The 12701-nt window shown below is 72.4% G+C and carries 10 protein-coding genes; 4 read left to right on the top strand and 6 right to left on the bottom strand.

All coding sequences use genetic code 11. The annotated features are described in order from the left end of the window. Positions 1–43: 43 nt before the first annotated feature. Entirely contained in the window at positions 44–1468 is a 1425-nt protein-coding gene (glnA, locus tag ACT7CP_RS08205) for a type I glutamate--ammonia ligase (RefSeq protein WP_413963004.1), read from the bottom strand. A 194-nt stretch (positions 1469–1662) separates the two neighbouring features. Between glnA and ACT7CP_RS08210 the strand changes: the two genes are divergently transcribed. Next, positions 1663–2091 carry an RDD family protein gene (locus tag ACT7CP_RS08210; RefSeq protein ID WP_445441852.1) on the top strand — a complete coding sequence of 143 codons (429 nt, stop codon included), beginning with the start codon at positions 1663–1665 and terminating at the stop codon, positions 2089–2091. Positions 2092–2143: 52 nt separating this feature from the next. Here the strand turns inward: ACT7CP_RS08210 and ACT7CP_RS08215 are convergent, their stop codons facing one another. Next, a complete protein-coding gene (locus tag ACT7CP_RS08215; RefSeq protein ID WP_445441853.1) occupies positions 2144–2869 on the bottom strand; it encodes a J domain-containing protein in 726 nt (241 codons plus the stop codon). Between the two features lie 54 nt (positions 2870–2923). Next, the gene (locus tag ACT7CP_RS08220; protein WP_445441854.1) at positions 2924–3634 is read right to left on the bottom strand and encodes a DUF4191 domain-containing protein; all 711 of its coding nucleotides are present in this window, start codon (positions 3632–3634) and stop codon (positions 2924–2926) included. 460 nt (positions 3635–4094) lie between these two features. On the opposite strand from ACT7CP_RS08220, the gene ACT7CP_RS08225 reads away from it, so the two are divergent. Next, the gene (locus tag ACT7CP_RS08225; RefSeq protein WP_445443973.1) at positions 4095–5543 is read left to right on the top strand and encodes a protein kinase; all 1449 of its coding nucleotides are present in this window, start codon (positions 4095–4097) and stop codon (positions 5541–5543) included. A gap of 26 nt (positions 5544–5569) precedes the next feature. Here the strand turns inward: ACT7CP_RS08225 and sucB are convergent, their stop codons facing one another. From sucB to ACT7CP_RS08240, 3 genes are all read right to left on the bottom strand, one after another. Then, entirely contained in the window at positions 5570–7036 is a 1467-nt protein-coding gene (sucB, locus tag ACT7CP_RS08230) for a 2-oxoglutarate dehydrogenase, E2 component, dihydrolipoamide succinyltransferase (RefSeq protein ID WP_445441855.1), read from the bottom strand. A gap of 60 nt (positions 7037–7096) precedes the next feature. Continuing rightward, positions 7097–8470: a dihydrolipoyl dehydrogenase gene (gene lpdA / locus ACT7CP_RS08235; protein ID WP_445441856.1), complete on the bottom strand. Its 1374-nt coding sequence runs from the start codon at positions 8468–8470 to the stop codon at positions 7097–7099. A gap of 90 nt (positions 8471–8560) precedes the next feature. Beyond that, on the bottom strand, positions 8561–10069 hold the full coding sequence (locus tag ACT7CP_RS08240; protein ID WP_445441857.1) for a leucyl aminopeptidase: 1509 nt from the start codon (positions 10067–10069) through the stop codon (positions 8561–8563). 172 nt (positions 10070–10241) lie between these two features. Between ACT7CP_RS08240 and ACT7CP_RS08245 the strand changes: the two genes are divergently transcribed. Then, a complete protein-coding gene (locus ACT7CP_RS08245) occupies positions 10242–11162 on the top strand; it encodes a proteasome assembly chaperone family protein (RefSeq protein WP_307501120.1) in 921 nt (306 codons plus the stop codon). An 88-nt stretch (positions 11163–11250) separates the two neighbouring features. Next, positions 11251–12573, top strand: coding sequence for an MFS transporter (locus tag ACT7CP_RS08250; RefSeq protein ID WP_413962996.1), 1323 nt, complete (start codon positions 11251–11253; stop codon positions 12571–12573). Positions 12574–12701 lie beyond the last annotated feature (128 nt).

Here is a 12701-nt window from a genome sequence, read left to right on the forward strand (position 1 = left end):
ACGGCCCGTGCGTCACGCGCCCCGGTGCGGGGCGCCGGCGGGATCAGACGCCGTAGTACAGCTCGAACTCGAACGGGTGCGGGCGCTGCGCGAGGGGCTTGATCTCCATCTCGCGCTTGTACTCGATCCACGTCTCGATGAGGTCGGGCGTGAACACGTTGCCGGCCGTGAGGAACTCGTGGTCGGCCTCGAGCGCCTCGAGGGCGGCACCGAGGGACGCGGGAACCTGCGGGATGTTCTTCGCCTCCTCGGGCGGGAGCTCGTAGAGGTCCTTGTCGACGGGCTCGTGCGGCTCGATGCGGTTCTTGATGCCGTCGATGCCGGCCATGAGCTGCGCCGCGAACGCGAGGTACGGGTTGCTCGAGGCGTCGGGAGCGCGGAACTCGATGCGCTTGGCCTTCGGGTTCGTGCCCGTGATCGGGATGCGGATCGACGCGGAGCGGTTGCCCGCCGAGTAGACCAGGTTGACGGGCGCCTCGAAGCCGGGCACGAGGCGGTGGTAGGAGTTCACCGTCGGGTTCGTGAACGCGAGGATGGCCGGCGCGTGCTTGAGGATCCCGCCGATGTACCAGCGCGCGAGGTCAGACAGTCCGCCGTAGCCGGCCTCGTCGTAGAAGAGCGGCTTGCCGTCGTTCCACAGCGACTGGTGCGTGTGCATGCCCGAGCCGTTGTCGCCGAAGAGCGGCTTCGGCATGAACGTGGCCGTCTTGCCCCACTGCTCGGCCGTGTTCTTGACGATGTACTTGAACTTCAGGATGTCGTCCGCCGCGTGGACCATGGTGTCGAAGCGGTAGTTGATCTCCGCCTGGCCGCCCGTGCCCACCTCGTGGTGCGCGCGCTCGAGGATGAGGCCGGCGTCGATCAGCTTGAGGCTGATGTCGTCGCGGAGGTCGGCCTGCTTGTCGACGGGGCTGACGGGGAAGTAGCCGCCCTTGTACGGCGTCTTGTTGCCGAGGTTGCCGCCCTCCTCCTCGCGTCCCGAGTTCCAGGCGCCCTCCTCGGAGTCGACCGAGTAGAAGCTCGTGTGCTGGTTCACCTCGTAGCGGACGTCGTCGAAGATGTAGAACTCGGCCTCGGGCGCGAAGAACGCGGTGTCGGCGATGCCGGACGCGGCGAGGAACTTCTCGGCCTTCTTGGCCACCTGGCGCGGGTCGCGGGCGTAGATCTCGCCGTTGCGGGGGTTGTAGATGTCGAAGACCATGATGAGCGTGCGCTCGATGCGGAACGGGTCGACGTACGCCGTCGTCACGTCGGGGATGAGCTGCATGTCCGACTCGTGGATGCTCGCGAAGCCGCGGATCGAGGAGCCGTCGAACAGCTGGCCGACGGAGAAGAACTCCTCGTCGACGGTGGAGGCGGGGATGTTGAAGTGCTGCTGCACCCCGGGCAGGTCGGTGAACCGGATATCGAGGAACTTGACGTCGGTGTCCTTGATGAACGCGAGCACCTCGGATGAGTCTCTGAACATGTGGTGTCTCCAAAAGGGGGGCCGGAGCGGATGAGACTGACGGTTTCAGCCCTTACGACCCTAGGGGGAAGGGGTTACCTCGCCATAACCACCGTGTTTCCGCGATGTTACGCACACCGACCCGGGCGCGTCGCCCGCTGTCCGCATGCGCCGGGGATCAGGGGATCCACCGGAGGCGCGCCTAGGATCGGATCGTGCCCGCGACCCCCTCCATGTCCGATCTCGGCGATCCCGGACGCAACAGGTGGCCGGGGGAGCGCCTCGGCCTTCCCGAGCGCGGCCGGGGCTCCGTCGCACGAGCCGGCCGGCGCATCGTCGGCGTCTGCGTCGACTGGGCCCTCGCGGTCCTCGTCTCGTGGGCCTTCTTCGCGTACGACTCAGCGGCCACGCTCGCGATCTTCGCGGTCATGCAGTACGTGCTCATCGTCACGCTGGGCGGGAGCGTCGGGCACGTCGTGCTGGGCATGCGCGTCCGCCCGCTGGTCGGCGGCTACGTCTCGCTGTGGCGCCCCGCCGTGCGCACGCTGCTGATCTGCCTCGTCCTGCCCGCCGTCGTCTGGAACGCCGACCAGCGCGGCCTGCACGACGTCTTCTCCGGGACGGTGCTGGTCCGCACGTCCTGACGCGTCCCGCACGCACGGCGCGCGCTCCCCGCGAGGACGGCGGACGTCGGTGTCAGCTCGGCTCGCAGCCCAGGTACACGAGCTCCGGGTCGAGGCCGCCGAGCACGACGCGCGCGGGGGACCCGGCGCGGACGGCGCCGAGCTCGCGGCTCTCCGTCTCGCGGCCGTCGTCCGACCTCCCGGTCGTGACCTCGAAGCGGACGAGCGCGGCGCTGCAGTCCGCCGGCGCCGTCATGTCGAGGAGCGTGCACGAGCTCGTGTCCACGCACTCGCTCGCCCGGGTCGCCGGATCGACGACCGGGACGACGGTCGCGCCGTCGGTGAGGTCGGTCCCGATCGTGGTGAACTGCGCGCGCGTCGAGTCCTGGAAGCTCACCAGCACGACCAGGACGCCCGCCAGGGCGCAGACCGCGGCGATGGAGGGTCCGAGTCCCCGGCTCGCGCGCTCGCGCCGGGATCGTCCGTAGGGAGAGCGCCGCTCGCTCGTCGCGCCGGCGGCCGATGGACCGGACGGGGCACCGTGCGACGATGACGCCGGGCGCTGCGGGCCCGAGCGCGTGCTCCCGCCCGCCGCCGTGCGCTGCCGCAGGAGGAGGGCATCGCGCGCCAGCGTCAGCTGGACGAAGCGCTCGTGCGCGACGCGGAGCTGCTGCGGAGTCGCGCCGGGCAGGCGGTCGGGATGCGTCTCGCGCGCCCGGCGCGCGTACGCACGGCCGATGGCCACCCGGTCGGCGTCCACGTCGACGCCGAGCAGTGCCGCAGCGGAGGCCGGATCCATGGGCTCAGTCTGCGCCGCGGCAGGTGACCGCGCAAACGCCGGTCGGAGGGCGGATCAGCGCGCCCGCGACGGGCGGACCTTGAAGGGGTCGACGCCCTTCGGGATGGGCATGCTGTTCTGCCCGAGCGAGGTGAGCCGGTTGTTGACGGCCAGCACCTCGGCCTTGGTGATGGTGCGCGGGAACCGCTGCAGGCGGCCGGCGAGCTTGTGCAGCTCGACGGAGTCGGCGTCGGGGCCGACGAAGACGAAGTGCACCGGGACGTTGGGGAGGACGCGCGCGATCTTGCGGCGCTCGTCCTCGAGCATGCGCGTGGTGCGGCTCTTCGGGCCCTCGCCGATGAGGGCGACGCCCGACCGGCCGACCGCACGGTAGACCGCGTCCTGCGACTTGCCGTTCACGGCGACGGGCATCTCGCTGCCCACCCAGCCGCGCTTGAGCGAGCTGCGGAGGACAACGCCGACGGCGCCGGGCTGGCCCTTGATCTGCAGGTACGCGGCGCGCTCCGCCTTGCGGCCGAGCACGATGAGGAAGGCGAGCACACCCGCGAACACGCCCGCGATGACGAACAGGATCGCGGTGAGCCAGTTGCCTCCGGTGGCGAAGATCGCGAGGACGATTCCCACGACGACGGGGCCCAGCAGCGCCAGGAGCATCCACCAGACCGAGCTCTTGTCGTATCGCCGGGTCATCTGGAAGACCTGCCACATCTGCTTGATGCGGCCGGGTTCCTTGGGCGCCTTCGGAGAGGCTGTCTTGCGGGCCATGTCGCCCAGGATACCGGTGCGCGGCACGGTCCCGGAACGGGGCGGCGGGACGACCGGTCACGGGAAGCGGACGGGAGGCACCACGTCCCCCACAGGCGTGCGATCCGCGTCGGGGTCCCCGGGTGCATGCTCTCGATGGATCCGCCGCCCGAGCGGGCGCCACCTTCGCGACCGGGAGCGGCTCCCGCCCGACCCGTGACGGGTCGCGCGGGAGCCGGGCACGAGAGCCGAGCACGAGGGCCGAACACGAGAGCGGAACACGAGAGGACGTGATGCGATGCGCGAGGGACGTGCCCCGGAGGGCCGGCGGACATCGGCCGGCCGGCGGCGGCAGGGCGGGAACGCGGCTCGCGCCGACGGAGGTCCGGAGGACGTGAGGCGCGCCACGACACGTCGGCGCAGGAAGGCGGACGCCGTCGAGGGGACGCCGGTCGTCGCCGGGTACCGCCTGGTGCGGCTCATGGGGAGGGGCCGGCGCTGCGAGGTGCACCTCGGGCGACCGTCGGGGGCACGTGACGCCGGCCGCGCCGCGGAGAACGTCGCGGTGAAGATCGTCCCGGCGACGGACCGCAGCCGTGGGGAGGCGGAGATCCTCGCCCTCCAGGCGGTCACGTCCGAGCACGTCGTCGCCCTGCGTGACGTCGCGACGCTCGCGGACGGGAGCCTCTGCATCGTGCAGTCCCTCGGATCCCGCGGCACCGCCGCCGCCCTCGTCGCGCGTCGGGGCGCCCTGACGCCGGGGGAGACCGTGACCCTCGTCGTCTCCGTGCTCCGCGGGCTGGGCGATCTCCACGAGGCCGGGTTCGCGCACGGGGCCCTCGACCTGACGCACGTGGTCATGGACGCGACGGGACGCCCGATGCTCGGCGGGCTCGGGTCCTCTCGCGCGCTGGCCGACGGCGGAGGCGCCGAGCATGCGCACGCCGTCGACCCCGTCGAGCAGGACCTGACCCGGGTCGCGCGCATCGTCCGGGCTCTCCGGGACCCCGCCGGCGCACGCGGACGCGTCTCGGACGACCGTTGGCAGGACTGGCTCGAGGTCCTCGACCACGCCATCCACGGTGAGTCCGACCTCTCGGCCCACGACCTCGCGGATCGGCTGCTCGACGTGGCGGACGGCGCTCCGCTGGCGGATGCGGCCGAGCCCGCGCATGCCGACGGAGCCCTCCTGGGCATGGATGCCGGTACCTCAGATGCACGGGACGGTGACGGCGGCCTGCGACGCGCGCGTTCCGGGGCCCTCGCGTCCGGTGCCGGCACCGGACGCCGGCACCGCGCCGTGCCCGATCATGGGTCGCGGAGGTCCGCTGCGCGGGTGCGGCGCTGGCGCCAGCGGATGCGAGGGGAGCTCGCCTCGGTCCGCCCGCGCGTCTGGGCGCTCGGCGCCTCCGCCCTCCTGCTGCTCGCCGCGGGGACCGTCGCGCTGCCGTCGCTGGCGGATGCTGCGCACAGTGGATCCGCTGCCGCCGAGGATCCGTCGGCCGAGACGACGGCGCCGCCGGCGGCGGTCACGCAGGCGACTGCGACGCCGGCACCGGGACCCGAGAGCGCGACCGGAGCGGACGCGCTCGCGTCGGCATCCGCGGACCCGGGCGAAGCCGCCCCGGCCCTCCTCCGGATGCGGGCGACGTGCCTGCGGAACGCCGACCTGGCGTGCCTCTCCGGGGTCGATGAGGGCGGCTCCGCCGTCGACGACGCCGACAGGATGAGGATCGTCGAGGGCGGCGGTGGCGCCCTCGACGACGCGGCGGTGCATTCCGGGGATCGGATCGGTCCCCTCCAACAGCTGGGCGACGGCGCCGTCGTGGAGCTCCAGTCCGAGGACGCCCCGGAACGCCGACCGGCCTCCCTCCTGATGGTCAGGGGGGAGGCCGGGTGGCGGATCAGGGACCTGATGGACGACCGGTGACGGTCGCCATCGGTCGCGCTCGCGGGCTAGATGCCCAGGTCGGCGTCGAAGGCGCCGGCCTCGAGACGGTTCTTCACGGCCACGAGGAAGCGCGACGCGTCAGCGCCGTCGACGATCCGGTGGTCGTAGGACAGGGCGAGGTACACGGTCGACCGGATGGCGATGGTGTCCTGGCCGTCGGCCGTGATGACGACCGGACGCTTGGTCACGATGCCGGTGCCGAGGATCGCGGACTGCGGCAGGAACACGACGGGAGTGTCGAAGAGCGCCCCACGCGATCCCGTGTTGGTCAGCGTGAAGGTGCCGCCGGCCAGCTCGTCCGGCGACAGCTTGTTGTCGCGCGTGCGGGCGGCGAGGTCGGCGATCTCCGACGCGAACTGCGCCAGGTTCTTTCCCTCGGCGTTCTTCACGACGGGCGTGAGGAGGCCGCGCTCCGTGTCGACCGCGATGCTGATGTTCTCGTGGTCGGGGTACACGATGCTGTCACCGTCGACCGTCGCGTTCACGACGGGGTACGCCTTGAGCGCCTCGGCGGCGGCCAGGGCGAAGAACGGCAGGAAGGACAGCTTGACGCCGGTCTTCTCCAGGAAGTCGCCCTTCACGCGGTCGCGGAAGCGCGCCACCTTGGTGACGTCCACCTCGACCACCGAGGTGAGCTGCGCGGTGGACTGCATCGACACGACCGCGCGGTCGGCGATGAGCTTGCGCATGCGGGACATCTTCGCGGTCGTGCCGCGGAGCGGGGACGTCTCGAGGGGAGCCGCCGCGGCCGCCGCCGGAGCGGACGGGGCCGGCGCGCTGGCCTTCGCTGCCGCGGCCTCGGCAGCGGCGAGGACGTCCTCCTTGCGGATGCGCCCCCCGACGCCGGTGCCGGTCACGGTGCTGATGTCGACGCCGCGCTCGTTCGCGAGCTTGCGGACGAGCGGGGTGACGTAGCCGGCGTTGCCGGACGGTGCCGGAGCCGGAGCCGCGGCAGGAGCGGGAGCGGCCGGGGCGGGAGCCGCAGCAGGAGCCGGGGCGGCAGCAGGCACGGGCGCCGGAGCGGCGGGAGCGGGAGCCGGGGTGGCCTCGGGAGCGGGAGCCTCCTGCTCGGCCGCGGGAGCCGGCTCGGGCTCGACGGGCGAGGGGGCCTCGGCGTCGTCGTCCGCCTCGGTGGAGGGGATGACCTGGTCGTCCACCGCCTCCTCGGCGGGAGCCTCCTGCTGCTCCTCGGCAGCGGCAGCGGGCTCCTCGGCCGGCGCGTCGCCGCCGCCGGATCCGTCGCCGATGCGCACCAGGACGGCGCCGACCTCGACGGTCTCGTCCTCCTGGACCAGGATCTCCTCGATCACGCCGGCGACCGGGGAGGGGATCTCGGTGTCGACCTTGTCGGTCGACACCTCGAGCAGGGGCTCGTCGACCTCGACGTGGTCGCCGACGTTCTTGAGCCAGCGGGTCACCGTGCCCTCGGTGACGCTCTCGCCGAGTGCGGGGAGGTGGACGGATTCGCTCATGGGGTTGTCTCCTTCAGGCCCGACTCCGGACCCGGCTTGTGTGTCGGTGTTGGCAGGGTGCTACAGGGCGTGCAGAGGAGTCCCGGCGAGGGCCAGGTGGGCCTCCCCGAGCGCCTCGTTCTGAGTGGGGTGGGCGTGCACCAGGCTGGCGACGTCCTCGGGGTAGGCCTCCCAGTTGACGATGAGCTGGCCCTCGCCGATGAGCTCGCCGACGCGCGCGCCGATCATGTGGATGCCGACGACGGGGCCGTCCTGCACCCGGACGACCTTCACGGAACCCGCCGTGCCGATGATCGAGCTCTTGCCGTTGCCGCCGAGGTTGTACTCGTAGCTGGAGACTTTGTCGGCGCCGAACTTCTCGACGGCCTTGGCCTCGCTGTAGCCCACGCTCGCGACCTCGGGGTCGGAGTAGGTGACCTTGGGGATGTTGATGTCCTCGACGACGACGGGCTTGTTGCCCGCGATCTCCTCGGCGACGAAGATGCCCTGCTGGAAGCCGCGGTGCGCGAGCTGCAGTCCGGGGACGATGTCGCCGACGGCGTAGACGCCGGGGACGCTCGTCTGGAGGCGCTCGTCCGTCAGCACGAAGCCGCGGTCGGTCTTCACGCCCGCCTCCTCGAAGCCGAGGCCCTGCGTGGCCGGGCCGCGACCGACGGCGACGAGGAGGATGTCCGCGTCGTAGGACGTTCCGTCCTCGAGGGTGACGTGGACGCCCTGGTCGTCCTGCGTGACCGACTGGAAGCGCACGCCGAGCGAGAAGGCGATGCCGCGCTTGCGGAAGGCGCGCTCGAACTGCTTGCTGATCGACTCCTCCTCGTTCGGGACGAGGTGGGGGAGGGCCTCGATGATCTGCACGTCGACGCCGAAGGAGCGCCAGACGGAGGCGAACTCCACGCCGATGACGCCGCCGCCGAGGATGGCGACCTTCTTCGGGATGTAGTCGAGCTCGAGGGCCTGCTCGCTCGTGATGACGCGGCCGCCGATCTCGAGGCCGGGGAGCGTGCGCGAGTAGGAGCCGGTCGCGAGGACGACGCTCTTGCCGGTGATGGTCTGGTCGCCGACCTGCACGGTGGTGCCGGAGGTCAGGCGCCCCTCGCCCTCGATGACGGTGATGCCGCGGGCCTTGATGAGGCCCTGGAGGCCCTTGTACTTGCTGGCGACGATGGCCTCGCGGTACGCCGTGACGCGCGCGATGTCGACCCCGTCGAACGTGGCGTTGACGCCGTACTTCTCCGACTCCCGCGAGACGTCGGCCACCTCGGCCGAGTGCAGGAGGGCCTTGGTGGGGATGCAGCCGCGGTGGAGGCACGTGCCGCCCAGCTTGCCCTTCTCCACGAGGCCCACGGTCTTGCCCAGCTGCACCGCGCGGAGCGCTGCCGCGTATCCGCCGCTCCCGCCGCCGAGCACCACCACGTCAAAGTTCTGTTCCGACACCCAGGATCTCCCTCGTATGCATCAGGTCGTGTCATGCGACCGCCCGACCGGGCAGGCGCGGGACCCCCTCAGGAGGCCTCTCCGAGCCTACTACGCGCGCGAAAAACCGGCGGCCAGGGCCAGGAGCGTGCGGACTGCGACGCCGGTCGGCCCCTTGCCCGTGAAGCCGTGCCCGCCGCCCTTGTTGTGGGACGGCCCGGCGATGTCGATGTGGGCCCACGGGATCCGCGGGGCGTCGTCGGCGTCGCTCGTGCGACCCACGAACTCCTTGAGGAAGACGCCGGCGACGAGCATGCCGCCCGCGGGGTTGCCCGGCTTGACGTTCGCGATGTCGGCGACGTCGGAGGCGAGGAGCGCGCGCATCTCCTCCGGGAGGGGCATGCCCCACATGCTCTCGCCCTGCTCGCGGGCGGCGTCGAGGAGGCGCGCGACGAGCGCGTCCTCTCCCATCACCGCGGAGTACCGCTCGCCGAGGGCCACGACCTGGGCCCCGGTCAGCGTCGCGATGTCCACGATGGCGTCCGGGTGCTCCTCGCTGGCAGCGACGATGCCGTCGGCCATGACGAGGCGGCCCTCGGCGTCGGTGTTGAGGACCTCGACGGTCGTGCCGCCGCGCATGCGCAGGACGTCGTCCGGGCGGATGGCGGATCCCGACGGCATGTTCTCGGCGATGCAGAGCCACGCCGTGAGGCGCACGGGGAGCTGCAGCCGCGCCGCTGCGACGACGACCTCGAGGATCGTCGCCGCTCCGGTCATGTCGTACTTCATGCCGATCATCGGCACGGCGGGCTTCAGCGAGATGCCGCCGGTGTCGTAGGTGATGCCCTTGCCGACGAGCGCGAGGTGGCGCGTCGCGCCTGCGGGGGAGTAGGCGACCTTCACGAGGCGCGGCGGGCGCGTGGATCCCTGGCCGACGCCCAAGATCCCGCCGAACCCGTCCGCCGCGAGGGCCTCCTCGTCCCAGACGCGGACGTCGACGGGCAGGCCGGCCGTGCGCTCGCGGACGGCGTCCACGAAGGTCGCGGGGTACAGGTCGAGCGGCGGCGTGTTGACGAGGTCCTTGGTGCCGCCGACGGCGTCCGCCACGGCCGTCGCGCGCGCCACGGCCTCGTCGGCGTCCTCGGCGGTCCACGAGTCGCCCTGTGCCACGACGGTGACGGCGGACGCGCGCGGCTTCTGCCCGGCGAGCGAGTCGTGCCGGTACGCGTCGAAGGAGTAGGTCCCGAGCGCGGCGCCCTCGAGCACGGCGGTGAGCTCCTCGAGCGACGACACGGGGACCGCGACGGCCACGCGCTCCACGCCGCGCAGCTGGCGGGTGGCGGTGCCGACGGCGTAGCGGAGCGCGACCGCGTCGAGCGGGGCCGAGCCGAGGCCGACCAGGGCGATCGCGCGGGCGGCGGTGCCCGTGCCGGCGACGCGCACGACCTCGTCGCGCCCTCCCGTCACGCCCACCGCGACCAGGCCCGCGACGTCGAGCTCGAGGCCCTCCGGAGCGTGGACGCGGATGCCCTCCTTCTCGCTGGAGACGGCGACGACGAGCGCGTCCGCCTCGACATCGACGGCGCGGTCGGAGGACACGGAGAGGAGGGGAGTGGTCATGGGCCACGAGCCTATCGACGCCCGCCGGGGCATACGCCGGGGCATGCGGACGCCCGCCAGGACCCTACGCGCGCCCGCGCCGGCCCGGAGGTCGCACGCGTGTTCGCTGTGGGCGGCACGGAGAGGCCCCCGTCCGGGAGGGCGTGCCGGGGGCGCGGCCTAGAGTTGATGCATGGCTGACGCGGACGGACTGTACGAGATCGACACCGACATCGGCGAGGTCCCGACCGGCCTGCCCCTGGTCGCCGGCCTCACCGGGTTCTCCGACGCGGGATCCGGCGTGTCCCAGGTCAGCGAGTACCTGCTGAGCACGTTGAGCCACCGCGACGTGCTGCGCTTCGACACCGACACGCTGCTCGACTACCGGGCCCGCCGTCCCACGATCTACTTCGACCAGGACCACCTCGCCGACTACCGGCCGGCGCGGCTCGCCCTGTACCTGGCGCACGACGAGATCGGCCAGCCCTTCCTCCTCCTCACCGGCTTCGAGCCGGACTTCCGGTGGGAGGCCTTCACCGCCGCCGTCCTGGGGATCGTCGACCGCTACCGCGTCTCGACCACCACCTGGGTGCACAGCATCCCGATGCCCGTGCCGCACACCCGCGACATCAACGTCACGGTCAGCGGGAACCGCACGGAGCTCATCGACGCGCTCAGCGTCTGGAAGCCGCACACGCAGGTGCCCGCGAACGCGCTGCACCTCGTCGAGCACCGCCTCCACGACGCGGGGCACCCCGTCGCCGGCTTCGTGCTCCTCGTCCCGCACTACCTCGCGGACACCGAGTTCCCGCTCGCCGCGGTCGCCGCGCTCGAGAGCATCAGCGCCGCCACCGGGCTCATCTTCCCGACCGACCGGCTGCGCGAGGAGGGCCGCGACTTCGTGGGCCGCATCGACGAGCAGGTCGCAGGCAACCAGGAGCTCGCGCGCCTCGTCACGACGCTCGAGGAGCGCTACGACAGCTACATGGAGGACACCCCGCTCAAGTCGCCGCTCACGGACGAGGACGGCGCGCTGCCGACCGCGGACGAGATCGCGGCGGAGCTGGAGAAGTTCCTCGCCCGCCGGCGCCCCGGCGACGGCGACCTGGCCTGATCGGTTCGACCTGATCCCCTCGCTCTGGGCGCCCCGCGGCGGCCCCGGGCGAGGCTCCGGTGCTCCCGGTCTCGGTATCCTCGACCCGATGAGCACCCGTCGCGCCCGCATCGTCCTCGGCGTCGCGATGGCGGCGTACCTCTCCTCGGTGCTGCAGCGCGGGTCGCTCGGGATCGCCTCGGTGGAGGCGGGCGAGCGGTTCCACGCATCGGCGTCGCTGCTCTCGACGCTGGCCGTCACGCAGCTCGTCGTGTACGCGGCCCTGCAGATCCCGGTCGGCGTCCTCATCGACCGGATCGGACCCCGCGCGCTGCTGGCCAGCGGGGCCCTGCTCATGGTCGCCGGCCAGGTCACGCTCGCCCTCTCCACGTCGCTCGAGGTCGCGATCCTCGGGCGCATGCTCGTGGGGGCGGGCGATGCGATGACCTTCGTCTCGGGCCTGCGCCTCATCAACTCCTGGTTCTCGGGCCCGCGGGTGCCGGTGCTCTCGCAGTGGTTCGCCAACGTCGGGCAGCTCGGGCAGGTGCTCTCGGCGATCCCGCTCTCCCTCGTGCTCCACATCGCCGGGTGGACCCCGGCCTTCCTCGGCTCCGCGTCGGTGGCGGTGGTCGCCCTCGTGGCCGTCCTGGTCGCCGTGCGCGACCGCCCGGCCGGCGACGCCCCACCATCGCGCGCGACCTGGAGCGACTCGATGCGCGAGCTCGGCCGCAGCCTCCGCCGACCCGGGACGCAGCTCGGGTTCTGGTCGCACTTCGTGACGCAGTCCTCCGGCGTCGTGTTCAGCCTCCTCTGGGGCTTCCCGTTCCTCGTCGGGGCGCTGGGCTACAGCCCCGCCCTCGCGTCCGGCCTCCTCATCGTCATCGTGGCGTCGGGGATGGTCGTGGGACCCGTCATCGGGATCCTCACCGGGCGCTTCCCGTTCCGCCGCTCCAACCTCGTCCTCGGCATCGTCGCGATGATGGGCACCGCGTGGGCGGTCCTCCTCCTCTGGCCCGGCGTGCCCCCGCTCGCCGTCGTGCTGCTCGTGGTCGTGGCCATCGGCATCGGCGGTCCCGGCTCGCAGGTGGGCCTCGACTTCGCCCGCACCTTCAACCCGCCGCGGAGCCTCGGCGCGGCCTCCGGCATCGTGAACGTCGCCGGGTTCACGGCGAGCTTCACGATGATGCTGCTGATCGGGATCGCCCTCGACGTGCAGGACGGGATCCGGGTCGCCGGCGGCGCGGCGAGCGACCTCTACGCGTTCGACTCGTTCCGGGTCGCGTTCGCGGTGCAGTACCTCGTGGTCGGGTTCGGCACGGTGATGCTCGTGCGCACGCGGCGCCGGACGCGCCGCGTGCTGGCGGACGAGGGAATACGCGTGGGCCCCCTGTGGGTTGCCTACCTCGACAGGCGACGCCGCCGCCGCGCGTGACGACGGCCGACGCACGGGCGGCAATGGCTCGCCCGCGCGCACATCCGTGCAATAATCAGGTACGGACCCGTTCATGTCCCGCATCCCGCGCCGCTCCGGTGGCGCACGAGCCGCGGACTTGACATGGG

The sequence above is a fragment of the Clavibacter rahimiani genome (genome assembly GCF_052654495.1).